The sequence below is a fragment of the Nocardiopsis nanhaiensis genome, from assembly GCF_054778635.1.
On the sequence record NZ_BAAGZJ010000005.1, the window covers coordinates 45,559 to 67,832 of the forward strand.

Consider the following 22,274-nt stretch of genomic DNA (forward strand, 5'->3'; position numbering starts at 1 on the left):
CGGGCCGGCAAAAACCTCGCATAACACGGGAAACGAAACGCCCAAGCCACTGTCGGAGCACTGGGGAGTGCGGATGATGGACATAAGCGAGGTTTGTGGGGGACCCATGCGAGCTGAGGTAGGAGACCGACTGGTCGTCGAGAGTCCGAGCGCCGACACCCACCGACGCACGGGGGTGGTTACCGAAGTCCGGGGTGCGGAGGGGACACCGCCCTACCAAGTGCACTGGCTCGGTAGAGAGCAGGGACGCGACGCCCTGGTCTACCCGGGGCCCGACGCGCACATCGAACACCCGCCCGGCCCGGGCGCGGACGGAGAGGGAACGGATGCCATGCAGACGATGAAGCGGTGGAACGTCGACCTGGTCGTGGCGGAGGAGAGTGACGGGGACACCGCGCGCACCTGGGCCGAAGTGGGCATGATGGCCGACGACGGCACGGCCCTGCGCGGCCACGGTATGGCCCGCAAACACCCGTCTGACCTGGACGTGCCGGAGATCGGCGAGGAGCTCGCCGTCTCCCGGGCACTGTCCGACCTCTCACGGCAGCTGCGCCAGGTGGCCGCGGAGGACATCAACGACAACACCGGAACACCATGGCGCCCAACCTGATGAAGCGTGCCGGACGGATCACATGAGATATGGGCCACGACAAGCAGGCCCTCGGCTTCGGCCGGGGGCCTCGCTGTGTTCTCCGCTGCCGCCCCCTTTTCGACCCCTTCCCGCGCCGAGTTGATCTCCGCGCGTCCGCTACCGGACACTCCGTGAAGGGGGGTTCGCGTCCGACGGTCACCCGGATCGGGCACACTCGGAAGTCGGACTCGACTTTCGTCCCGCTCCGGCGGGTCTCCCGGTCCCGGCGGCCCTTGACCCGTGCCGGAGGTGACCGGGAGGGGCGCGTACACCGAACCTGTGGTGTTCCAGGATGACGCGACCCGGGTCGGAGGCACTCACTCAAGGAGACCCGTTGGCCACTTCTTCCGGACCGCAGGCCAGACCCGCCCGGATGCTGACCACCGTGGACGCGGCCGCCATCGGTGCCGCGGCGATGCTCGGCGCCGGCGTGTTCTCGGTCTTCGCCCCGGCGGCGGTGGGCGCTGGGGCCTGGCTGCCCGTCGCCATTCTCATCGCGGGACTGGTCGCCTACTGCAACGCCGTGTCCTCCGCCCGATTGGCCGCCCGCCACCCCGAGAACGGCGGAACCTACATCTACGGGCGCGAACGCCTGGGTGAACTCTGGGGGTACTTGGCGGGCTTGTCCTTCGTCGTCGGCAAGGTCGCTTCGTGTGCGGCGATGGCCCTGACCTTCGCCGCGTACACGCTCCCGGGCTGGGAGAAGCCGATAGCCGTCGCCGCGGTCGTGGTCCTGGCCGCGGTGAACTACCGGGGCGTGCGCAGGTCGACCTTCGTCATCAAGGTCCTGCTCCTCCTGGTCCTGGCCGTCCTGGCCGCGGTGTTCGCCGCGATGGTCCTCAGCGGGCGCCTGTCCGCGGTCGTCGAGGTCGAGGGCCTGGGGCCGTGGCCCGGCTCCTTCGGGGTGCTCGGTGCTGCCGGGATGATCTTCTTCGCCTTCGCGGGTTACGCCAGGATCGCCACGTTGGGCGGCGAGGTCCGCGACCCGACGACCACGATCCCCCGGGCGATCACCCTCTCCCTGAGCGTGGTCCTGTGCCTCTACCTGGCGATCGGTACCGCCCTGCTCATCGTGTTGGGGCGTGAGCGCCTGACCGGCAGCACCGCCCCTTTGGTCGACGCCGTCCAGGTCGCCGGGTTCCCCATGATGGTGCCGTTCGTGGTGGCGGGTGCGGCCATCGCCAGCCTTGGCGCCTTGGTTTCCCTGCTGATGGGTATCTCCCGGACCACCGCGGCCATGGCCGCCGACGGACACCTGCCGCGCCCGCTGGCCACCGTGCACGAGCGCTACGGCGTACCCCACCGGGCCGAGGCCGTGGTGGCCGCCGTGGTGATTGCCCTGATCCTGGTCGCCGACCTCCACGGGGCGATCGCGTTCTCCGCCTTCGGTGTCCTGGTCTACTACGCCATCACCAACGCCTCGGCGCTGCGGCTGGGCCCCGAGGAGAACCGTCCGCCGATCCTCGCCCCGATCACCGGCCTGGTCGGGTGCGTGGTCCTGGCGACCAGCCTGCCCCTGCCCGTGGTCGGCACCGGCGTGCTGGTCCTGGGCATGGGTGCGGGCCTGTGGTGGTTGCGCCACCGCACCGGTGTCTAGACCGCACGGCCCCGTAGCAATCACCGGCGGCGCCCAAGGCCCTACCCGCCGCGCGAGAGCGCTCAGCGCTGGTTGTGCCGCACCAGGAAGTCCAGGCCGCGCCTGGCGGTGGTGGACAGCCGCAGTTCGGTCAGCTCGACCGGGCTGAACCAGCCGCAGTCGGCGGTGGAACCGTCCACCTCGGTCACGTGGGGTGGGCTTGGTTCTCCCACGTGAACGTGGGAGAACACCCATACCGAGTAGATGTCGGTACCCGAGCTCTGGGTCCGGCGGTGGCTGGCCACGGTGATGAGCTCACCGACCACGCCGTACTGACCGGTCTCCTCGAGTACCTCGCGCCGCAGCGCGGCACGCACGTCCTCACCTGTGTCCACACCGCCGCCGGGCAGGTGCCAGGTTCCGGCCGCGGGGAAGCCCTCGGCGATCTGGGTCAGCAGCACGCGCCCGGCGGGGTCGGTGACGATCCCGTAGGAGGCGAACCGGCGCATGCGGGGGGCCGTGTCCGGTGGCGGGGCCTCCTCCTCGTCCACCAGTGCGGGCACCACGGGAGTCAGGCCCTCGGCGGGTACGACCCCGGGCCAGGCGGACGCCAGGCGGGGTTCGGCGAAGACCAGGCGGTCCACGTGCAGTGCTCGGCCCCGGTGCAGGCTCACGACCTCGGTGAGCACGTCCACGGCCACCAGCGGCGCGTCCGGCGCCAACCGTCCCAGGCCGCGTGCCACGTCCTCGGGATCCTCGCCGAACAGCACACGGGCGCCGAGCAGGGTCGGCCCCTCAGGGCCGGAGGTGATCAGGTGCGCGGTGACCCGACGGACCATCCAGTCGTCGGCCGGGGTCACAGCGTGCCTGTGGTTGCCGCACTGGGCAGGCCCACCATCCCCAGAAGTCCGTCCAGGTCGGGCAGTGTGGTGATGCCGTCCACGGGCTGGCGGGCCCGCCGGTCGACAATGATCGGACGCATGCCCGAGCTCGCGGCCCCGACGCCGTCGGCCTGGACCTGGTCGCCCACGTGCCAGCAGGCACCGGGCTCGACGCCCAGGCGCTGGGCGGTGATCTGGAAGATGCGCGGTTCCGGCTTGCCGGCACCGGCGGTGTCGGCGCAGACCACGGCGTGGAAGTAGGGCGTCAGTTCCAGGGCCTGGAGCTTGGCGTGCTGGAGTGCCTCCACACCGTTGGTGAGGATCGCCAGGCGGTAGCCGGCCGAACCCAGGGCGCTCAGCACCGGGAAGGTCTCGGGGAAGACCTGCCAGCCTGTGCGGTGCCCGTCCAGGTAGAGCTGGTAGAGCTCGTCGCAGTGCTGGTCTGCGATGTCGTTGTGGCCGGCTTGGACGGCCAGGGCGCGGATGCGCTCGCGGCGCTGCTCCTCAAGGTTGAGCTGGCCGCGCAGGTAGGCGCCGAAGGAGATCTCGGTCTGTGTGGCCCAGAGTGCGCGGGCGGCGCCGAAGTCGGTGTGGCCGATCCGCTCCATGACAGCCTGCAACCCCGAGGACGACGCGGCGACGTCGTCGATGAGGGTGTCGTCCAGGTCGAAGCAGATCGCGGCCGGGGGTGCGGGTGTATTCGGCATCGTTCCTCGATGTAGATGGGCATGACAAACATGCCAACGCTAACTGGTGACCATGTCGGAAAAGGTGTAAACCCCGACTTAAGGGGTGTGACCAAAGTCACTAATAGGGGGGATTGGGTCACCTGTCCTCAGGGAAGGCGCTGGAACCACAGTAGTGAGGTCAATGCGGTTGCCACCGCCAGGACGATCGCCACCATGACGAACCGGGTGACGATCTCCTCATGCACGTACTCCGTGCCGAGTGAGGACCCGATGTCGTTGTAGACCTCGTCGAGCTCGGTGTCGCTTTCGGCCTCGTAGAAGTTCCCCCCGGTGTCCTCGGCCAGCCCGTTCAGCGCTTCCTTGTCGATATCGGCCGGCACCTGGTAGCCGTCGATCTCGATCATCGCCGCCCCGGTGCCGAAGGCGATCGTGGACACCGGCACCTCCTCTTCCGCGGCCACGGCTGAGGCCTGTGGGATGTCGCGCCCACTGGTGTTCTCACCGTCGGAGAGCAGCACGATCGCTGACGGCGGCGGGTCCTCCTCAGCGTCCTCGTCGAAGCTGCGGATGGCCTCCATGGACGCGAACACCCCCTCACCGATCGCGGTCCCCGGCCCCAGCCGCAGGTTCTCGATGGATGCGATCACGGACTCGTGGTCCTGCGTCGGCGGGGCCACCACCGTCGCAGTGGAGGAGAACGACACCAACCCCACGTTGAACCGCTCGGGGAGCGTCTCCACGAAGCCTTGGGCGGAGTCTTTGGCCGCCTGCAGCCGGTCCGGCTCGATGTCGGTGGCGGCCATCGACAGCGACACGTCCACCGCCACCATGATCGTGGCCCGTTCCCGTGGCGACTCCACCGGCATGGCGGGCACCGCCAGCGCGGCGATGAGTACCGCCAGGGTGAGGGTGAACAGCGCCGCGGGGGTGTGCCTGCGGATGTCCGGCCGGTGCGGCGCAACCTGGTTCAGCAGCTCCAAGTTGGTGAAGCGCATCGAGTACTGGCGCCGCTGCCTCTGCGCGAAGACGTAGGCGCCCACCAAGAGCAGGATGAGCAGCAGCAACCACAGCCGGTGGGGTTCAAGGAAGGTGAAGGTCATGGTGGTCTCACGTCCCCCGTGCCAGTCGTGCCGCGGGAACCGCCCGCGTTCTGGTCGCCGTCGCTGCCGCCGTTGCCGCCGCCCCGGTCACCTCGGCACCCCCGGGGTGTGCCGGGCCATGTGGTGCGCCGTCCGGCGCTGATTGATCACGAACCGCGCGGTATCCAGTACCCAGTCCCGGTCTGTGCGCAACACCAGGTGGTGGACCCCGCAGCGGCGTAGGGAGGATCGGATGGCGGACCGTTGGCTGTCGGCTGCCTTTCGGTAGCGTTCCCGCACCGCACGGGTCAGGCGCACGTCGCGGATCCGTCCTGAGGAGGGGTCGCGCAGGGTCACGTCGCCGACGTCGGGCACGTCCAGCTCAAGCGGGTCCAGGACCTCCACCACCAGTACTTGGTGCCGCGAGGCCAGTTGGCGCAGAGGACGCTCCCAGGTGACCTCGCCGCCGAATGCGGGTGTGTCAAGGAAGTCGGAGATGACGACACGCAGTCCGCGCCGGCGCCGGGTGCGCACCAGGTCGCTGATCGCGTCGGCCAGGCTGGCGCGCTCCGGGTCCGGCACACGCTGGTCGCCTTGGGGCGCGGCGGCCACTGTCGCCAGCAAAGCCAGGAGGGCCTCCTTGCCCGACCGCGCCGGCCAGCGCCGGACGCGCCCCTGGTGCAGGAAGTGGGCACCGAACCGGTCGCCCACCCGCTGGGTGAGCACGTTGGCGGCCACCAGCGAACCCACCGCCACGTCGCGCTTCGAGCGCAGCCCCGTGCCGAAGTCCATGCTCGGAGACAGGTCCAGCAGCGTCCAGCTCTCCAATTCCCGGTCGGCGACCAGGTCTCGCACGTGAGGGGTGTCGGTGCGGGCGGTGACCGCCCAGTCCATGTGGCGGACGTCGTCCTCGCCCGGCTGGTACAGGCGGGCCTCGGCCGCCTCGGAGCCGGGCCCCAGACGCAGCCCCAGGTGTTCGCCGTGCAGCAGGCCGTCCAACCGGTGCACGATGCGTAGATCCAGCCGCCTTAGCGCCGCGCGAAGACGGGGATCGGTACCGATGGCGGGTGTGTTCACAAGATCAACTCTGCGCAGCGAAGGATGCGGTCTCGCCGCTTGGCGGTTCGTCCCAGATCACCCGGGGGGCCGGGACGGTGGAAAGGATGCGGTCGACCACCTGGTCAGGGGTGATCCCGTCGGCCAAGGCGTCGAAGGTGAGCACCAGACGGTGCGCGATGACGTCGTGGGCGAGGACTCGGACGTCGTCCGGCAGCACGTAGTCGCGCCCGCGCAGCAGCGCCAGCGCCCGGGCCGACGACACCAGGCCGAGCGTGGCGCGTGGACTGGCACCGACCTCCAGGGCCTCGCGCAGGTCCGGCATCTGGTATTCCTGCGGCTCCCGTGTGGCCATGACCAGGCGCACGACGTAGTCGGCGATGAGCTGGTGGACGTGCACGCGTTCGGCGTCGGCCTGGAGCTCGCTGAGGGTGACCGGGTCCAGGATCTGGTGCGCGGTCGGCGGAGTGGAGCTCATCCGACGGAGGATCTCCATCTCCTCGTGTGCCTGGGGATGGCCCACGTTGACCTTCATCAGAAAGCGGTCGCGCTGGGCTTCCGGGAGCGGGTAGACCCCCTCGGACTCCACCGGGTTCTGTGTGGCGATGACGATGAAGGGGGATGGGAGCGGGTAGGTGGTCCCGCCGATGGACACCTGCCGTTCGGCCATGACCTCGAGGAGGGCCGACTGCACCTTGGCGGGGGCGCGGTTGATCTCGTCGGCGAGCACGAAGTTGGCGAAGACCGGTCCGAGCTCCACGTCGAACCGCTCGGTGGAGGGGTGGTAGATGCGCGTGCCGACGATGTCGGAGGGCACCAGGTCCGGGGTGAACTGCACCCGGGAGAAGGACCCTCCGGTGACCTTGGCCAAGGTCGACACCGCCAGGGTCTTGGCGATTCCGGGGACCCCCTCGATGAGGCAGTGCCCCTGGGCCACCAAGGCGATGAGTGAACGCTCCACCATCCGCTCCTGGCCGACGATGACCGTCGAGACCTCGTGCAGAGCCGCGCGCAGCAACCGGGTCGGCTCGCCCGGACTGCTCTCCGACCCGGACGAGGGAGCGGAGCCGTTACCAGGTGAGGTATCTGCCATGTCCCGCCTTCCCAGATTGGGTGCCCCGTGCGTGGCACCGGTAGGAGATAGGTTGTGGATCACCTGTTGGCGACACTACCCGTTCCGGCGCCCGCGGTTCGGTAGACGACGCGACAGGGGCACGGGGACGAGTCGGCAAGGGGGCGAAGTTTCATGACGGTTCCCACGAGGGGGCTGCAGGAGGTCGACCCTCCCCAGCTCGGGGGGTACCGGCTGCTGGGGCGGTTGAACGAGTCCCGGCTCGGCGTGGTCTACCTCGGCAAGGACGCGTCCGGTGAGCGGATGAGCGTGGCGATGCTCAACGACGCCTCCGGTATCGACGAGCCGACCCGTGAGCGGTTCGCGCGGGCGGTGCGCGACGGTGAGGGTGTGGCCGCCGCGCGGACCAGCGGGCGTTCGGCGCTGTGGGTGGCGGTGCCCTACGGGGGCGGCGGCTCCGGCGCGGCCCACTTCCTGGAAGAGGCCGGGCGCGGCGGTCCGGTGGTCGCACAGGGCCCCTTGGTGATGCCGCACTGGGCGGGGGAGCGCGGCGGTTCGGCGGTGCGCTGGACACCCTGGTCCGTTCGCAGGGACAGCGCGGTGGCCTCGGGGGATGCCAACTGGTGGTTGATCGGCGCCCTCGGCGTCGTGTTGGCGCTGCTCTTGCTACTGGTGTTCCTGCTGTACATGTGGATGCTGCAGTTCCCGCCCCCGGAGATGCCCACGACCGGCCAGCCGGACTTCGAGCAGTCCGAACCGGCCGACGAGACCGAGCCGAGCCCTTCCCCGGGCGAGGACGAAGACGACCCGAGCACCCCGGTGCCCTCCGTCCCGAGCCCCGGTGAGGACGGGGGCGAGGGCTGGGGCGAGCTGCCCGAGGACAACCTCTAGGTTTCCGGTGCGCTGTCCTTGTGGGAGTGCCTCTGCTTGGGTCGGGCGCGCAGGTGGGCTCGTTCGCCCTGGCGGCCGAACAGGCTGAGGAACTCGACCGCCTCGTGGTCGGCGGCCCCGAACCAGTGGGGGAGACGCGTGTCGATCTCCGCGGCCTCCCCGGGGACGAGCACCAGGTCGTGCGTGCCGAGCACGCAGCGGAGACGTCCGTTGAGGACGTAGAGCCACTCGTAGCCCTCGTGGGTCTGGGGGGCGGGTTCCTTGCGGTGGCTCTCCGCGGGGATTACGAGCTTGTAGGCCTGGATCCCGCCCGCCCTGCGGGTGAGGGGCACCATGGTCATGCCGTGCCGGGTGACCGGGCGCATGTGGATGCGCGGATCCCCCGTGGGCGGGGCGTCGACGAGTTCGTCGAGCGTGACGCCGTGCGCCTTGGCCAGGGGGAGCAGGAGCTCGAGTGTGGGCTTGCGGGCGCCGGACTCCAGCCGGGACAGGGTGCTCACCGAGATACCGGTCGCGGTGGACAGGTCGGCCAGTGTGGTCCCGCGTTGGCCGCGTAGAGCACGCAGCCGGGGGCCGACCGCGGACAGGGTGTCGTCGAGGGCTTCGTCCATGCCCCCAGCTTGCCAGAATGGCAACAGAGATTGCCTCAGGGGCGGCCCGTGGCGCATGCTCTCGGCGGAGGTGTTCATGGTGAACAAGGGGGATGCGGTGGCCAAGACGTTCGGCAGGGAGTACTGGGAGGAGCGGTACCAGGACCGCGGTGAAGGCGGACCGTCCCTGGACCGGTGGGCCAGTCCACAGTTGGCCGCGGAGGCCGCCGACCTGGAGCCGGGCACGGCGTTGGACGCGGGATGCGGTCGTGGCGGCGACGCCGTATGGCTGGCCTCGCGCGGCTGGCGGGTGCACGCGGTGGACGTCTCGGCCACCGCCCTGGACCAGGGGCGCGAGCGGGCACGCGGCCTCGGCGACGGCGTCGCGGACCGGATCGAGTGGGAGCGGGCCGACTTGACCGTCTGGTCTGCGCCTGAGGGGCAGTACGACCTGGTCTCCACCCAGTACGTGCACACGACGGGTCCGCGCCGGGAGCTGTTCGGGAGGTTGGCCTCGGCGGTCGCACCGGGCGGAACACTGGTCATCGTCGGTCACCACCCGGGGGACGGGCACAGCACGCACGCGCACGGTTCGGATCCGGAAGTGCACTTCACGGCGGAGGAGGTGGCGGGGGACCTGGATCCGGAACGGTGGGAGGTCCTGGTTGCCGAGGACCGTTCCCGTGCGGTGCACCGCCATGGCGGCGAGGAGCTGACGATCGTCGATGCCGTGGTGCGGGCCCGCAGGCGCGCGGAATGATTCAAAAAGCAGGGACCAGGGGAGCGGGGTCTGCCAGCAGGGCCGATGCCCGGGGACGCCGGCGGGGGAGCGTCCCCACAGGGGGACAGCCCCTGTGGGGTAGGGGAGTGCGGGCACGCGAGGGAGAGTGACGGGGAGGAGGGGAGGGCCGGCAAGCGCGGCCCTGCCCTCGGCACGTGCTTTGGGGCGAAGGTGAACCTCCGGATTCGGGTTCTGATGGCTTCTCTGTCTAAAATCTACGTCGTAAAGGTGGTGTAGCGCTTCTGTAGAACCACGTTCAACCAAAAAGTATTCGCGCGGCTACGCCGCCCGTTCCCTCCCATTTCGTGGCGGGTCGATTCGGCGTGTCGTGCCCGGCGGCTGCCGGTATCTAGAACGTGTTCAGCCTCGTTTAGCCGAGTCGGGAGCATGCGGTGTTGGCCGCCCCGCTGCCCGGAGGAACGCGGGCCGCTGCGTCCGCTTCAGCGCGCCGGTCCACGGTCAGCTTCGAGCCCGCTCGGGAGTGTCCGCCGAGCACAGCCCCGCGGATCGGTGCCTATGCTGGCCAGCGTGCTGAAAAACGTGGTCGCGACGCGGTACGTACTGCCGCTGCGCGAAGGAGGTTCGCTCCCGGGATTGGTCGAGGCCGACGACCTGGGAATGTACGTGGTCAAGTTCATCGGTGCCGGTCAGGGGCGCAAGACTCTGGTGTCGGAGGTCATTACCGGTGAGCTCGCCCGGGCCTTGGGGCTGCCGGTTCCCGAGTTGGCCCTGGTCGAGTTCGACGCGGTCATCGCCCGCGGTGAACCGGATCAGGAGGTCCAGGAGCTGCTCAAGGCCAGCGGAGGTCTGAACCTCGGGATGGACTTCCTGCCGGGTTCACTGGGGTTCGACCCGCTGGCGTTCGAAGTGGACCCGGGGTTCGCCGGCCGGGTGCTGTGGCTGGACGCGTTGACCGGGAACGTGGACCGTTCCTGGCGCAATCCGAACATGCTCCTGTGGCATGGGCAGCCGTACCTGATCGATCACGGTGCGACGCTGATCTTCCACCACAGCTGGTCACACGCGGACAGGTTCGTGAGGCGCCTCTACGACGCCTCCGACCACGTCCTGTCGGCGTCCTCCCCTGACCTGGCGGCGGCCGACGCCGCCTTCGCGCCGTTGGTGGACGAGGGCCTGCTGCGTGGCGTGGTCGCGCTGGTGCCCGACGAGTGGCTGGCGGACGAGCCGGGGTTCGCCTCGGCGGAGGACGTGCGTGAGGCCTACGTGAAGCACTTGGTCGCCAGGATGGCCGACCGTTCCTGGCTGCCGGAGGTGGGGGCGTGACCCAGCGGTACACCACAGTGACCACCGGGCAGGTGGGTGTGGAGCGTGAGCGCGCGGTGTTCGAGTACGCACTGTTGCGGGTGATCCCGCGGTTGGAGCGCGGTGAGTGCATGAACGCCGGGGTGATCCTGTACTGCCAGGAGCGGGCCTTCCTGGCGTGCCGTACGGCCTTGGACGAGTCCCGTCTGCTGGCCGTGGACCCGCAGGTGGACGTCGAGGGGGTCCGGCGGGCCCTGGAGACGATCGAGGTGATGTGCCGTGGCGGCTCCGAGGCCGGATTCGCCGGCCGTGAGCGGCAGGGACAGCGTTTCCGGTGGTTGACCGCTCCGAGGAGCACGATCGTGCAACCGGGGCCGATCCACGGCGGACTGACGGGGGACCCCGAGGCCGAGGTGGAGAGGTTGCTGGACCGCTTGGTGCAGTGAACCGGGCCCCAACGTAAGCGACATCACAGGAATTCGGATGGTTGGGTGGGGAGCGAATCGTCCCCTTCCGGTGTTGGTATGGAGTGGTCCGTGCCGCTGGGCGCGCTCCCACCCACCCGTCTTTTTGAACTGGAGTACCTGTGCAGTCCCCTCCGTCCCCGTCCACCGCCTCCGCGCAAGGGGTAGGCCCGAACCCTCTGCGGTCGCGTAAGTCGATCGCGCTGTTGGTGCTGGTCCTCGGTGTACTGACGGCCACCGGGCCGTTGGCGACCGACATGTACCTCCCGGCCTTCCCGCAGATCACGCAGGAGCTGGGGGCGACCGAGGGGCAGATCGGGCTGACCCTGACCGCGATCATGCTGGGGCTGGCGGTCGGTCAGCTGATCATCGGTCCGATGAGCGATGCTTGGGGCCGTCGCGGCCCCCTGCTCGTGGGTGTCGCGCTGTTCACGGTCACGTCGGTGCTGTGTGTGTTCGTGCCGAACGTGACAGTGTTCGTCGTGCTGCGGTTCGTGCAGGGTGTGGCCGGGGCCGCGGGTGCTGTGGTGGCTCGAGCCGTGGTGCGCGACCTGTTCCAGGGTGACGACGCGGTGCGGTTCTTCTCCCGGCTGGCGCTCGTGATGATGCTGGCTCCACTGCTGGCGCCCCTGGTGGGTGCGCAGTTGTTGCTGGTGGGCCCGTGGCAGTTGAGTTTCTGGGTGCTGGCCGCGATGTCGGCGCTGAGTTTCGTGCTGGTTCTGCTGTGGCTGCCGGAGAGCCTGCCGCGGGAGGCCCGTCGGAGTCAGGGGCCGCGTCAGCTGGCGACGACCGTGCTGGCGCTGGTGCGCAACCCGAGGTTCGTGGGGCCGGTTCTGACACTCGGGCTGAGCTTCGGGATGCTGTTCACGTACGTGTCGGCGTTCTCGTTCGTGTCCCAGCAGGAGTTCGGCGTGTCGCCCCAGACGTACGCGTGGCTGTTCGCGCTGAACGCCTTGGCTTCGATGGCGGGCACCCAGGGCAACGGCCTGCTGGTGGGCCGGATCGACACCCCTCGGCGGTTGTTCATGGGGTTGGTCCTGGCGCTGGCAGCGGTGCTCGTGCTGCTGGTGTTGGCGTTGGCCGGGGTCGCTCAGCTGTGGATGGTGTCCGCTCTGCTGGCTGTGATGATGTTCAGCGTCGGGTTCATCATGCCGAACGCGACGGTGTCGGCCCTGGACGGTCAGCCGGTGGCTGTGGCGGGGACGGCTTCGGCTCTGATGGGTTCGTTGCAGTTCGCTTTGGGCGGTTCGGTGGCCGCGATGGCCGGGCTGACGCCTTCGGGTGAGGCCTCGTTGGTGAGTATGGCCGTGGTGATGGTGTCGGTGGCGGCACTGTCCATGGTGGCTTTCGTGTGGTCGGCTCGTTCTAAGGTCCGATGAGTCCAGGTGTGCTGGACTTTCGTCCGAAATCCTGAGGTTGCCCTTCCGTGGGGAAATGGGCACAGTAGGGCACGATTCCCAGTTTGAGGCGGGTAGGAATCGTGCCGTGCCCGCCTTCTGATGCGGCAGAGGATGAGTGGGTATGGGCGAGACACCCGGTTCGTTGGCTCGAGGGCACTCCGGGTTGAGCGATGTGGTCTATGAGGTGGCGACCTCCGACGCGCACGCGCACGTGTTCTCGGTCCTGGGGAGTGGAGGCTGGGAGCGCCTGACGGCCGGCGAGTTCGCCACCGAGGTGACGTCCCTGGCCAAGGGACTGGTTGCAGCCGGTGTGACCGAGGGCGACCGGGTATTGTTGGTGGCCGGCTCGCACCATGACTGGGTGCGGGTGGCCTACGCCGTGTGGTCGGTCAGAGCGGTGCTGGTGCCTCTGCCCGAGTTCGCCTCGGCGGAGCGGGTGTCACACGTGGTGCGCCAGATCCGTCCAGCGGCCGCTGTGGTGCAGGGAGAGCGGCAGCACCGCACCGTGACGGCATTGCAGCGCGAGCTGCCGGACATGGGCCGCGTGTGGCGCCTGGAGGAGGGGCTGCCCGACATCGTGAGCCTGGGTGCGTACATGGACGCATCGGCGGTGCGGTTCCGACGGGACGAGGTGGTCTCCGAGGACCCGGCGGTGATCCTGTACCCGATGAGCACGGTCTCGAGGAGGACTCGGGGTGTGGTGCTCTCGCACGGTGCGCTTCTGACCGCCGCTGCCGACCTGGTTGACCGAATGTGGCCACGGCTGTCGGAGCTGGACGCGAACCGGGCGAGCACGGTGTTGGACCAGCACCTGTCGGAGCTGCCCGGGTTGGCCACGCTGGTGGCCTGCGTGGTGGGCCGGGTCCGGGTGGGGATGACGGCCCCGGGTTCCCTATTGCGTGAACTGGAGCGGTTCCGGCCGACGGTGCTGGTATGCACGCCGAAGCTGTTCGAACGGGTTCACGGTTCGGAGCGCGAGAGCGCCCACTCCACGGACTGGGACTCGGTGGGCACGTTCAACGCGGCGATGGACGCCGCGGTGCAGTTCGACCAGGCGCCTAAGAAGGGTGCCTGGCGGCGGCTGTCGCGCTCGATGTACGACTGGTCGTTCGCGAAGGTGCGGGACATGCTGGGTGGTCGCGTGCACCTGGCGGTGTGCTGGGGCGGTGGGCTTTCAGAACGGTTGGACAGCTACTTCGGCGGTGTGGGTGTGCCGGTGATGCAGGTGTTCGGCATTCCGGAGACGGCCGGGGTGTTCACAGCCAACGCGGTCGGTGACCGTTCGCCGGGCACGGTGGGTCGGGCGATGCCGGGACGCGAGGTGTGGGCTTCGTCCGAGGGTGAGCTGTACGTGCGCGGTGGTGCGGTGTTCTCGGGTTACTGGGCCGACGGTGAGGGGGCGCAGGCGGCGTTCCGTCAGGGCTGGTTGGCGACCGGCGTTGTGGCCCACGTGGACGACGAGGGTTTCGTGCGGGTGCGTGGCCGCTCACGGCCGCAGGCGTCCCTTGCTGAGGTGCCGGGACGGTTCGTGCCCCGGGGTTCGGCTCCTGTGTTGGAGCGGGCTGTGCCTGAGTTGGCGGCCGCACCGTCCGAGGTGGAGCGTGCGGCCCCGCCTGTTGTTCCTACTCCGGTGGAGCAGGGGCCTTCCGAGGCCCTGGAAGCCGCTGAGGCTCCCGTGGCGGGGGCTCCGGAGACGAGGTCGGGTGCCGGTGAGTTCGTTGCGGTGCCGTCAGGTCCGGAGCGGCCTCGGGATATCGATGTGGTGGCGGAGTTCGAGGCACGGTTGCGGGCTCATCCGTTGATCAGTCAGGTGTTGGTGATCGTGGAGGGGCGTCCGTTCGCGAGTGCGTTGGTGACGCTGGTGCGTGACCAGTTGGAGTACTGGCGGTTGGTGAACGGGCGGCCGTTGTCGATGGCGCCGGAGGAGATCGCGGGGGATCGTGATCTGCTGCGTGAGGTGCAGGGGTTGGTGTACGAGGCCAATCGGAGTGTGCCGAGGCATTTGGCGGTGCGGTCGTTCCACGTGTTGGCGGAGGAGTTCACGGTGCAGTCGGGTTTGGTGCACGGGTCGGGGGAGTTGCGGCGTGAGGCGGTGCTGAGGGCGTTCTCCGAGGAGATCGACGGCCTGTACCGGGTGCGTCGTGAGTAGTTGTTGAGGTTTTGTGGTGGTGGCCGCGGTCCCTGTGGGGTCGCGGCCTTTGTTGTTGCTCGTGCTTAGTGCTCGCCGTTGAGGTAGGCGAGGACGGCGAGGACGCGGCGGCTGTCGTCGGAGGAGGGTGGGAGTTCGAGTTTGGTGAAGATGTTGTTGATGTGTTTGCTGACGGCTTTTTCGGTGATGTAGAGGCGTCCGGCGATGGCGGAGTTGGAGCGGCCTTCGGCCATTTCGGCGAGGACTTCGCGTTCTCGGGGGGTGAGTTCGGCGAGGGGGCCGCTCTGGTCTTGGCGGGCCAGGAGCTGGGAGATGACGGCGGGGTCCATGGCGGTGCCGCCGTCGGCGACGCGGCGGATGGCTTCGATGAACTGGCCTATGTCGAAGACGCGGTCTTTGAGGAGGTATCCGACGGCGCCGACGTCGTCGGAGAGGAGTTCGCGGGCGTAGAGCTGTTCGACGTGCTGGGAGAGCACGAGGATGGGGAGGCCGGGGACGTGGGTGCGGGCTCCTATGGCTGCTTGGAGGCCTTCGTCGGTGAAGGTGGGGGGTAGGCGGACGTCGACGACGGCGACGTCGGGTTTGTGTTCGGTGAGGGCGGTGTGGAGGTCGGGGCCGTTGTCGACGGCGGCTACGACGGTGAAGTTGTGGGCTTCGAGGAGCCGGATCAGTCCGTCGCGGAGGAGGGCAAGGTCTTCGGCGATGACAACGCGCACGGGATCTCCAGGGTCACGATGGTGGGTCCGCCCGGTGGGCTGGTGATGTTCATCGTGCCATCGAATGCGTCGAGTCGGCGTGCGATGCCGGAGAGTCCGCTTTCGGGGGTGGGGTGGGCGCCGCCTTTTCCGTTGTCGGTGATGGTGATGACGAGGCGTTGGCGGCCGTGGTTGATGTGGACCCAGGCGTGGGTTGCTTGGGCGTGTTTGGCGGAGTTGGTGAGGAGTTCGGCGATGGCGAAGTAGGCGGCGGATTCGACGGGGTCGCCGGGGCGGCCTTGGAGGTGGGTGGTGACGGTGATGGGGAGGTGGTGGGTGAGGGCGAGGGCGTGGACGGCTCCGTCGAGTCCGCGTTCGACGAGGACGGGTGGGTGGATGCCTCGGACGAGGTCGCGGAGTTCGGTGAGGGCGTGGCGGGTGGTTTCGCGGGCTTCGGCGAGCATGTTTTTGGCGTTGGTGGGGTTGGTTTCGACGATTTGTTCGGCCATGCCGAGGTTCATGCCGAGGGCGACGAGGCGGGCTTGGGCGCCGTCGTGGAGGTCGCGTTCGATGCGGCGGATTTCGGCGGCTTGGGTGTCGATGGTGTCGGCGCGGGTGGTGGCGAGGTGGGCGACGCGTGCGGTGAGTCGGGCTTTTTCGGAGGGGGCGAGGATGAGTCGGTTGAGGTGTGTGTAGGCGTTGGTGGCGAGGGGGGTGAGGGTGTGGGCGATGAGGAGGGTGATGGCGGCGGGGATGAGGATGAGGAGGGCTTGGCCTTGGGTGGTGGGGGTGATGAATCCGTAGAGGTCGGGGAGGGTGCGCCAGAGGATGAGGGCGTAGGTGGTTTGGAAGAGGGCGTGGGCGTAGAGGGTGTAGCCGATGAGGCCGAGGGTGATGAGGAGGGGTGCGCTGGTGAGCCAGAGGAGGTCACGCCAGGTGGCGGGGTCGGTGAGGATGACGCGGACGCGGGCGTGGACGCCGGTGGGGGGTATGGGGCGGTAGGCGGTGGGGACGGGTCCGTTGGGGAGGAGGTGGCCGAGGGTGGTGCGTTGGGCGTTGGCGATGGTGCGGAGGGTGGTGGCGGTGAGGATGGTGAAGGGGAGGCCGATCCAGATGAGGGTGAGGACGGCGGAGGCGATGACGAGGGGGAGGAGGAGTAGGGCGGCGATGTTTTGGGAGACGAGGAGGAAGAGGTAGGCGAGTGTGGTGAGGGGGCCTGTTTTGTGTGGGTTGGGGGTGGCCATGGTGGGTCTCTTCCTGTGGGTGTGGTCTCCTCGTTTCTATTTTGGGGTGTGGTGGTGGGTGGTTGCGGTGGTGGTGGCTCCCCGGTTTGGGGTGGTGGGGTGTGGGTTGGGTCTGTCTGGGGTGTGTGCTTTTGGTGGTGGGGTGGACACGCGGGGTGTCTTTTGAGGTGTTTTTGGGGTTTTGGGGTGGGTGTGGTGGTGGGGTGTGTGGCGTGGTGGGGTGGATTTTCGGGGCAACTCGCCGACCGCGATTTCCCGTGTCTTGCCACGACCTGTGATGATCGTGTGTGTGTGGCGTGAACTGATCCTGGAGATGTACCCCGAGGCCGATCTGAGTGATCCGGCCGATGAGGCGACCCTTGCCGAGGTCGAGAAGCTATTGATGCTGCCTTTGCCGTTCGAGTTGGCTTCTCTGTTGCGGGAGACGGACGGGGTGACCAATGAGTACGGGGATGCGGTGGTGTGGAGTGCGCGCCGGTTGGTGGAGGACAACCTGGCGATGCGTGGGGAGCCGGACTATCGGGAGTTGTACGCGCCGTTCGGTGAGATGATCTTCTTCGGTGACTCGGATATGGGGCCGCAGTTCGCCTACGTGCACACGGACTACGGTCCGGGGATCGTGGTGTGGGATCATGAGAGTGACCGGCGGCGGCTGGTGGTGGTGTCGTTGCGTGACTATCTGGCGCGGTGTTTCATCCAGGGCAACGCGTGGTTCCGTTAGTGCCGGGGTGAGCTGGCCGGTCGTGCTATTTTTCGTGGTCGGTGGTGTTGGTGCCGCCGTTTCCCCTTGAGCCCGCCTTGAGAGAAGGACCATGTCGGAGCAGCCCATGCCCGTGCCCGTTACCTATGTCCAGGGTCGGGCGGTGTCGGATTTTCCTGAGTTGGCGCCTGAGGCCGCTCGGGGTCGTGTCCGGAGGGTCACGGTGACCGGTGAGGAGGTTCTGCACCGGGTCAATGCCGATGTCGCGGAGTCGATGCTGGGCAGTGCGGAGCTGGCGCAGCTGGTGGATGACTTGTTCGTGACGATGTATGCGGCTGAGGGTGTGGGCCTGGCCGGCAACCAGATCGGTGTGGATCTGCGGTTGTTCGTCTATGACTGCCCTGACGATGACGGGGTGCGGCATGTGGGGCACGTGATCAATCCGGTGCTGGACGAGCGTGACCTGGATGATCCGGTGGTGGTGGAGAACGAGGGGTGCTTGTCGGTGCCGGGGCCGCACGCGGAGTTGGGGCGTGCTGAGCACGCCACGGTGCGCGGGGTGGACAAGGACGGCCATGAGGTCGTGTTGACCGGGAGCGGTTATTTCGCGCGGTGTCTGCAGCATGAGACCGACCACACCTTCGGCCGGGTGTATGTGGATCGGCTCTCCAAGCGGGAGCGCAAGCGGGTGCTGAAGAAGATGAACGAGATGGCTGACGACGTGTTCGCCCGCCGGGAGGAGCGTGCTGAGGAGTTGGAGCGCGAGCTGGCGGGCTAGGGCCGTTTCGCGGTCGTGTGCGGGGGCGTACTGGTTTTTCCGGTGCGCCCCCGTCGTTGTGTACTCAGGGTTTTACCGTGGGTGGTGGTTCGGGGTGCGGGTTTCCTGGCTGGTGGGGTGGAGGTGTGGGGGTGCCTTTGGTCGGTCCTGTAGTCCGAAATGGTCGGTTTGGTGGCGCCATTGGTGTTTATTGGCCCTGGATCTGGACCTTCATCTGATCGCTGTGGCCTTTTCGTGACCCGCCAGAGCGGTAGATTGCCCCGCATGGACAACGGGGAAGAGGTCGACCAGCAGTCGACGGAACGCGTGGTCATCTACACCGACGGGGCGTGCAGCGGCAACCCCGGCCCGGGGGGCTGGGGGGTGTGGTTGCGCTACAAGGAACACGAACGCGAGCTGTTCGGCGGTGAGGAGCAGACCACCAACAACCGGATGGAGCTGATGGCGGCCATCCAGGCACTGGAGAGCCTGAAGCGGGACGTGCCGGTGTTGTTGCACACCGACTCCTCCTACGTGCGCAACGGCATCACCTCCTGGGTGCACGGGTGGAAGAAGCGCGGCTGGAAGACCGCCGACAAGAAACCCGTCAAGAACGTGGACCTGTGGCAGCGCCTGGACGAGGTGGCCTCGCGTTACGACGTCGAGTGGAAGTGGGTGCGCGGGCACAGCGGCGACGAGGGCAACGACCGCGCCGACGAGCTGGCCCGGCGCGGCCGCGACGAGGCCGGCGGGCTTTAGAGCGCCTCCGGTGCCGCTCGGGTTCGGCGGGCGGGTGTGGGGGGTGGCGGCGGTACCCGGTGGGGTGCCGCCGCTTCGTGCTGCCTAGCGGTGGTGGCACGCGGGGCAGGTGGGTCGGGTCAGGCGGGCGTAGGCGGCGGTGGTCAGGGATAGTCCGGCGCCCCAGGTGACGTAGGCGCCGACGCTGACCCAGTAGAACCAGTCGGGGTAGCCGGGGCCGTAAGCGGCGGTGCCGTGCAGGAGGAGGCCGGCGAGGTTGAGGCCGAAGTAGAGGTTCATGCCGATGGCGGCGAAGAGGGCGGGGCCGAGGACGAGCATGCGGGGGACGGTGCGGTGGGCCAGGTGGGGGATCCCTGCGGGCCAGGTGCGTCCGAAGCGGTGGACCAGGGCCAGTGGGAGCAGGATGCCTGCGGTGCTGAGGAGGAGGACGAGTGCGGTCATGACGGCGGCGGCGCCGAGGGGGTCGTTGGGGCTGAGGGGGCTGTCGGTTCCGGTGGTGGCGGCTTGGGCGGCCAGTCGGGTCAGGCAGGCGGTGGCGGTGAGGTAGGCGGCGGCGTAGGCCCAGGTGGGTGTGGTGTCCAGGGCGGGGCGGGTGCGGGGGGTGCGTCCGCAGGTGGTGCAGAGGGCGATCCAGCGGTGGTGGGCGGCGCGGGTGGTGGCGGCTAGGAGGAGGGCCAGGGTGAGGGCGCCGAGGCGGGTGGTGATGGCCAGGGGGTGCAGGGGGATGCCGGAGGTGCCCAGGAGGAGGAGTCCGACGACGTCCAGTAGGAGGAGGACGGCGGTGGCGGTGGTCAGGGCGGCGGTGGTGGCCGCGGTGGCCAGCAGGAGGCGGGGGGTGCGTGGTGGGTGGGTGCGGGCCAGGGCGGGGGTGAGTAGGAGGGTGGCGGCGCCCAGGGTGATGATGCCCCAGTCGGAGGCGATGAGGAGGTCGTCGCCCATGGGTGGCAGGTGGGGGCGGGTGTCGGTGAGGGTCCAGTACAGGCGTAGGGCGGTGTGGAGGGCGGCCCAGGTCAGGGTGAGGCGGGCCAGGGTGTGGGGTGTGGCGGTGCTGGGTGCTGCGGCGGTGGTGGGCATGGTCCCAGCGTGGGGGTGGCCGGGCGGGTGGGGCTTCCCTCTGGGGTGGGGTGTGGCTCCCCTGTGTGGGGGACTAGTTGTGGTCTTCGTCTTTGAAGGGGTCGACGAGGAGGCGGCGGGGGCCGGGGCCGGCGGTGGCGAGTTCGTCTTCGGGGTTGGAGAGCACGCAGGTGTCCAGGGACAGGCAGCCGCAGCCGATGCATCCGGTGAGGTCGTCGCGCAGGCGGATGAGCTGGGAGATGCGTGCGTCGAGTTCGTCGCGCCATTGGGCGGAGACGTTGGCCCAGTCGTTGCGGGTGGGAGTGCGGTTCTCGGGGAGTTGGTCGAGGGCCTGGCGGATGCGGGCGAGGGGGATGCCGACTCGCTGGGAGATGCGGATGAAGGAGACGCGGCGCAGGGTGTCGCGGCGGTAGCGGCGTTGGTTGCCGGTGGTGCGGCGGCTGTGGATGAGGCCTTGGCGCTCGTAGAAGTGCAGGGCGGAGACGGCGACCCCGGCGCGTTCGGCGACCTGTCCGACGGTGAGTTCCTTGGTGATGGGCGGCACGGTGCCCATCCTAGGGCCTGGTGGGGGTGGTGTTCCGGTTGGTTTGGAGGGCGTAGAGGCGTGCGTAGGCGCCGCCGCGGATGAGGAGTTGGTGGTGGGTGCCGGTTTCGGTGGGGTGTCCGTGGTGGAAGAGGAGGATGCGGTGGGCGGTGCGGGCGAGGGTGGGTTGGTTGGTGAGGGTGAGGTGGGCGGTGTCGGGTGTGGGGTTGGGGGTGGGTGTGGTGGGTTGGTTGATGAGGAGGAGGTGGGCTCCGGTGTGGTGGGTGTAGAGGGTGCGGGCGTGGTGGATGTGGGGGGTGAGTGCGGGGTCGAGGTCGGCTAGGGGGGTGTGGTGGGCGTGGGTGTTCAGTCCGGTGGTGGTGAGGGCGTGGGTGAGGTGGGGGTCGTGGGGGGTGGGGTGGGTGTGGCCGGTGATGGCTTGGGCGAGGGTGGGGTCGGGGTGGGTGGTGTGGATGGGTGTGTGGGTGGTGATGTGACCGTGGGTGGGGTGGGTGTGGCCGGTGAGGAGGTCGGCGAGTGCGGTGGCGGCGGTGGGGGGCAGGCCGACGAGGGCGATGTGTTGGCCGGGGCGGATGGTGAGGTCGAGGTGGTGGAGGAGGGTGTGGTGGGCGTGGGTGAGGGACACGTCGTGCAGCTCGACGAGCGGTGGGGCCGGTGTGTGGGTGGGTGTGGTGCTGTGGCGCAGGTGTTGGCGGTGGGAGAGCCTCACGGGTGTCCGTTCGTGTGAGTGGTCGTCACCTGCCTGGGATTGTCCCGGGCGTGTGAGAGTTCTCGTTATCTGTTCGTGTCCTTGGTCTCGTTGGTCCAGGGTAGGCGCGGGCGGATCAGAATGGTGTCAGGTTGGGTGCACTGTGGGTGAGGGGTGGTGGCGGTGGGTGGGTGGCTGGATGGGTGGGTGGCTGGATGGGTGGGGTGTGTGACCTTGTGGCCGTGTGCGGTGCCCGGTTGGGTGGGGTGTATGGAGCAGAGCACACATCATGAGGTGGTCATCGTCGTCTTCGACGGTGTGCAGAGTCTGGATGCGACGGGTCCGTTGGAGGTGTTCGCCGGGGCGGCTCGGGCGCGGGGGTCGCGGTACCGGGTGCGTACGGCCTCGTTGGGCGGGGCGGTGGCGCATGCCTCCAGCGGGGTGGGGTTGGTGCCGTCGGTGGCGTTGGAGGACCTGGGGTGGGTGGACACTTTGGTGGTGGCCGGCGGGCAGGGCGCCCACGACCCGGATCCGGCGCTGGTGGAGGTGGTGCGCCAGGTGGCCGGGCGGTCGGGCCGGGTGGCGTCGGTGTGTTCGGGGGCGTTCGTGTTGGCCCATGCGGGGCTGCTGGAGGGGTTGGTGGTGACCACGCACTGGCGGCACTGCGACCGGTTGGCGGCGGAGTTTCCGGGCGTGCGGGTGGAGCGGGACCCGGTGTTCGTGCGTTCGGGGCGGGTGTGGACGTCGGCGGGGGTGACGTCGGGGATCGATCTGGCGTTGGCGGTGGTGGAGGAGGACCTGGGCCGTGAGGTGGCGTTGTCGTTGGCGCGCAACCTGGTGGTGTTCCTGGCCCGCCCGGGTGGTCAGGCGCAGTTCTCCACCCAGTTGGCCACCCAGCGGGCTGAGCGGGCCGAGGTGCGTGCGGTGCAGCACCTGGTGGATGCCGACCCGGGTCGGGGGTGGTCGTTGGCGGTGTTGGCTGAGCGGGCGGGATTGTCGGTGCGCCAGTTCTCGAGGGTGTTCGCCGAGCAGGTGGGGGCCACGCCTGGCCGGTATGTGGAGCGGGTGCGTGTGGAGTGGGCGCGGCGCCGGTTGGAGGAGGGGTCGGCTCCGGTGGTGGCGATCGCGCGCGGGTGCGGGTTCGGTACGGCCGAGGCGATGCGGCGGGCGTTCGTGCGCACGCTGGGGTGTGCTCCGGCCGAGTACCGGGAGCGGTTTCGGGTGGGGGCGGGCTCGGCTGGCCGGGGGAGCGGCGGGTAGGTTGCCGCACACGTGTTCGTGTGTGGAGGGT

General features: G+C 69.0%; 23 protein-coding genes. 12 read left to right on the forward strand and 11 right to left on the reverse strand.

All coding sequences use genetic code 11. From position 1 onward, the window contains the following. The first annotated feature begins 106 nt into the window (after positions 1–106). Positions 107–610: a dsRBD fold-containing protein gene (locus ACYVD1_RS03550; protein ID WP_460767622.1), complete on the forward strand. Its 504-nt coding sequence runs from the start codon at positions 107–109 to the stop codon at positions 608–610. 355 nt (positions 611–965) lie between these two features. After that, positions 966–2,228, forward strand: a complete 1,263-nt coding sequence (locus ACYVD1_RS03555) for an APC family permease (protein WP_460767625.1) — start codon at positions 966–968, stop codon at positions 2,226–2,228. A 62-nt stretch (positions 2,229–2,290) separates the two neighbouring features. On the opposite strand, the gene ACYVD1_RS03560 is transcribed toward ACYVD1_RS03555, so the two are convergent. The 5 genes from ACYVD1_RS03560 to ACYVD1_RS03580 all read right to left on the reverse strand — a co-directional run bounded on the left by ACYVD1_RS03560 (position 2,291) and on the right by ACYVD1_RS03580 (position 7,005). Continuing rightward, entirely contained in the window at positions 2,291–3,067 is a 777-nt protein-coding gene (locus ACYVD1_RS03560) for an NUDIX hydrolase (protein ID WP_460767628.1), read from the reverse strand. After that, positions 3,064–3,795: an HAD family hydrolase gene (locus tag ACYVD1_RS03565; protein WP_460767630.1), complete on the reverse strand. Its 732-nt coding sequence runs from the start codon at positions 3,793–3,795 to the stop codon at positions 3,064–3,066. The genes ACYVD1_RS03560 and ACYVD1_RS03565 overlap by 4 nt, the downstream gene beginning before the upstream one ends. Before the next feature lie 128 nt (positions 3,796–3,923). Continuing rightward, positions 3,924–4,877, reverse strand: coding sequence for a VWA domain-containing protein (locus tag ACYVD1_RS03570; protein WP_460762899.1), 954 nt, complete (start codon positions 4,875–4,877; stop codon positions 3,924–3,926). Between the two features lie 87 nt (positions 4,878–4,964). Next, positions 4,965–5,933, reverse strand: a complete 969-nt coding sequence (locus ACYVD1_RS03575; RefSeq protein WP_460762895.1) for a DUF58 domain-containing protein — start codon at positions 5,931–5,933, stop codon at positions 4,965–4,967. 4 nt (positions 5,934–5,937) lie between these two features. Further along, entirely contained in the window at positions 5,938–7,005 is a 1,068-nt protein-coding gene (locus ACYVD1_RS03580) for an AAA family ATPase (RefSeq protein WP_460767633.1), read from the reverse strand. Between the two features lie 153 nt (positions 7,006–7,158). Here ACYVD1_RS03580 and ACYVD1_RS03585 point away from each other — a divergent pair, with 153 nt between their 5' ends. Continuing rightward, positions 7,159–7,875 (forward strand): hypothetical protein, encoded by a 717-nt coding sequence (locus ACYVD1_RS03585; protein ID WP_460767635.1) that lies wholly within the window; start codon positions 7,159–7,161, stop codon positions 7,873–7,875. Here the strand turns inward: ACYVD1_RS03585 and ACYVD1_RS03590 are convergent. Further along, positions 7,872–8,486, reverse strand: coding sequence for a helix-turn-helix domain-containing protein (locus ACYVD1_RS03590; protein WP_460767637.1), 615 nt, complete (start codon positions 8,484–8,486; stop codon positions 7,872–7,874). The two genes, ACYVD1_RS03585 and ACYVD1_RS03590, sit on opposite strands and share 4 nt — an antisense overlap. Positions 8,487–8,562: 76 nt before the next feature. Between ACYVD1_RS03590 and ACYVD1_RS03595 the strand changes: the two genes are divergently transcribed. The 5 genes from ACYVD1_RS03595 to ACYVD1_RS03615 all read left to right on the forward strand — a co-directional run bounded on the left by ACYVD1_RS03595 (position 8,563) and on the right by ACYVD1_RS03615 (position 14,522). Continuing rightward, positions 8,563–9,225: a class I SAM-dependent methyltransferase gene (locus tag ACYVD1_RS03595; RefSeq protein ID WP_460767640.1), complete on the forward strand. Its 663-nt coding sequence runs from the start codon at positions 8,563–8,565 to the stop codon at positions 9,223–9,225. A 537-nt stretch (positions 9,226–9,762) separates the two neighbouring features. Then, on the forward strand, positions 9,763–10,530 hold the full coding sequence (locus ACYVD1_RS03600; RefSeq protein ID WP_460767643.1) for a HipA family kinase: 768 nt from the start codon (positions 9,763–9,765) through the stop codon (positions 10,528–10,530). Then, positions 10,527–10,955 carry a DUF3037 domain-containing protein gene (locus tag ACYVD1_RS03605; protein WP_460767646.1) on the forward strand — a complete coding sequence of 143 codons (429 nt, stop codon included), beginning with the start codon at positions 10,527–10,529 and terminating at the stop codon, positions 10,953–10,955. Before ACYVD1_RS03600 ends, ACYVD1_RS03605 begins: the two co-directional genes overlap by 4 nt. 140 nt (positions 10,956–11,095) lie before the next feature. Further along, complete coding sequence (locus tag ACYVD1_RS03610) at positions 11,096–12,352, forward strand: multidrug effflux MFS transporter (protein ID WP_460767649.1); 1,257 nt, start codon at positions 11,096–11,098, stop codon at positions 12,350–12,352. A 142-nt stretch (positions 12,353–12,494) separates the two neighbouring features. Beyond that, complete coding sequence (locus ACYVD1_RS03615) at positions 12,495–14,522, forward strand: AMP-binding protein (RefSeq protein WP_460767652.1); 2,028 nt, start codon at positions 12,495–12,497, stop codon at positions 14,520–14,522. Positions 14,523–14,587: 65 nt separating this feature from the next. On the opposite strand, the gene ACYVD1_RS03620 is transcribed toward ACYVD1_RS03615, so the two are convergent. Continuing rightward, positions 14,588–15,238 (reverse strand): response regulator, encoded by a 651-nt coding sequence (locus ACYVD1_RS03620; RefSeq protein WP_460767655.1) that lies wholly within the window; start codon positions 15,236–15,238, stop codon positions 14,588–14,590. Beyond that, positions 15,190–16,461, reverse strand: coding sequence for a sensor histidine kinase (locus ACYVD1_RS03625; RefSeq protein ID WP_460767658.1), 1,272 nt, complete (start codon positions 16,459–16,461; stop codon positions 15,190–15,192). The genes ACYVD1_RS03620 and ACYVD1_RS03625 overlap by 49 nt, the downstream gene beginning before the upstream one ends. A gap of 277 nt (positions 16,462–16,738) precedes the next feature. Between ACYVD1_RS03625 and ACYVD1_RS03630 the strand changes: the two genes are divergently transcribed. The 3 genes from ACYVD1_RS03630 to rnhA all read left to right on the forward strand — a co-directional run bounded on the left by ACYVD1_RS03630 (position 16,739) and on the right by rnhA (position 18,677). Then, complete coding sequence (locus tag ACYVD1_RS03630; RefSeq protein ID WP_460767927.1) at positions 16,739–17,182, forward strand: SMI1/KNR4 family protein; 444 nt, start codon at positions 16,739–16,741, stop codon at positions 17,180–17,182. A 91-nt stretch (positions 17,183–17,273) separates the two neighbouring features. Then, positions 17,274–17,939, forward strand: a complete 666-nt coding sequence (gene def / locus ACYVD1_RS03635; protein ID WP_460767661.1) for a peptide deformylase — start codon at positions 17,274–17,276, stop codon at positions 17,937–17,939. 264 nt (positions 17,940–18,203) lie between these two features. Next, on the forward strand, positions 18,204–18,677 hold the full coding sequence (gene rnhA, locus ACYVD1_RS03640) for a ribonuclease HI (protein ID WP_460767664.1): 474 nt from the start codon (positions 18,204–18,206) through the stop codon (positions 18,675–18,677). An 84-nt stretch (positions 18,678–18,761) separates the two neighbouring features. Here rnhA and ACYVD1_RS03645 read toward each other — a convergent pair whose 3' ends face one another. From ACYVD1_RS03645 to ACYVD1_RS03655, 3 genes are all read right to left on the reverse strand, one after another. Continuing rightward, the gene (locus ACYVD1_RS03645) at positions 18,762–19,751 is read right to left on the reverse strand and encodes a hypothetical protein (protein ID WP_460767666.1); all 990 of its coding nucleotides are present in this window, start codon (positions 19,749–19,751) and stop codon (positions 18,762–18,764) included. 73 nt (positions 19,752–19,824) lie between these two features. Beyond that, on the reverse strand, positions 19,825–20,295 hold the full coding sequence (gene soxR, locus ACYVD1_RS03650; protein WP_460767669.1) for a redox-sensitive transcriptional activator SoxR: 471 nt from the start codon (positions 20,293–20,295) through the stop codon (positions 19,825–19,827). Between the two features lie 10 nt (positions 20,296–20,305). Next, positions 20,306–21,004: an ABC transporter ATP-binding protein gene (locus ACYVD1_RS03655; RefSeq protein WP_460767672.1), complete on the reverse strand. Its 699-nt coding sequence runs from the start codon at positions 21,002–21,004 to the stop codon at positions 20,306–20,308. Positions 21,005–21,253: 249 nt separating this feature from the next. Here ACYVD1_RS03655 and ACYVD1_RS03660 point away from each other — a divergent pair, with 249 nt between their 5' ends. Beyond that, positions 21,254–22,243 (forward strand): GlxA family transcriptional regulator, encoded by a 990-nt coding sequence (locus ACYVD1_RS03660; protein ID WP_460767675.1) that lies wholly within the window; start codon positions 21,254–21,256, stop codon positions 22,241–22,243. Positions 22,244–22,274 lie beyond the last annotated feature (31 nt).

Coding starts and splice junctions, on each gene's coding strand:
- ACYVD1_RS03550 (WP_460767622.1), top strand. CDS start 107: ATGCGAGCTGAGGTAGGAGACCGACTGGTCGTCGAGAGTCCGAGCGCC.
- ACYVD1_RS03565 (WP_460767630.1), bottom strand. CDS start 3,795: ATGCCGAATACACCCGCACCCCCGGCCGCGATCTGCTTCGACCTGGAC.
- ACYVD1_RS03570 (WP_460762899.1), bottom strand. CDS start 4,877: ATGACCTTCACCTTCCTTGAACCCCACCGGCTGTGGTTGCTGCTGCTC.
- ACYVD1_RS03580 (WP_460767633.1), bottom strand. CDS start 7,005: ATGGCAGATACCTCACCTGGTAACGGCTCCGCTCCCTCGTCCGGGTCG.
- ACYVD1_RS03585 (WP_460767635.1), top strand. CDS start 7,159: ATGACGGTTCCCACGAGGGGGCTGCAGGAGGTCGACCCTCCCCAGCTC.
- ACYVD1_RS03590 (WP_460767637.1), bottom strand. CDS start 8,486: ATGGACGAAGCCCTCGACGACACCCTGTCCGCGGTCGGCCCCCGGCTG.
- ACYVD1_RS03595 (WP_460767640.1), top strand. CDS start 8,563: ATGGTGAACAAGGGGGATGCGGTGGCCAAGACGTTCGGCAGGGAGTAC.
- ACYVD1_RS03600 (WP_460767643.1), top strand. CDS start 9,763: ATGCTGGCCAGCGTGCTGAAAAACGTGGTCGCGACGCGGTACGTACTG.
- ACYVD1_RS03615 (WP_460767652.1), top strand. CDS start 12,495: ATGGGCGAGACACCCGGTTCGTTGGCTCGAGGGCACTCCGGGTTGAGC.
- ACYVD1_RS03625 (WP_460767658.1), bottom strand. CDS start 16,461: ATGGCCACCCCCAACCCACACAAAACAGGCCCCCTCACCACACTCGCC.
- ACYVD1_RS03630 (WP_460767927.1), top strand. CDS start 16,739: ATGATCGTGTGTGTGTGGCGTGAACTGATCCTGGAGATGTACCCCGAG.
- def (WP_460767661.1), top strand. CDS start 17,274: ATGTCGGAGCAGCCCATGCCCGTGCCCGTTACCTATGTCCAGGGTCGG.
- rnhA (WP_460767664.1), top strand. CDS start 18,204: ATGGACAACGGGGAAGAGGTCGACCAGCAGTCGACGGAACGCGTGGTC.
- ACYVD1_RS03645 (WP_460767666.1), bottom strand. CDS start 19,751: ATGCCCACCACCGCCGCAGCACCCAGCACCGCCACACCCCACACCCTG.
- ACYVD1_RS03660 (WP_460767675.1), top strand. CDS start 21,254: ATGGAGCAGAGCACACATCATGAGGTGGTCATCGTCGTCTTCGACGGT.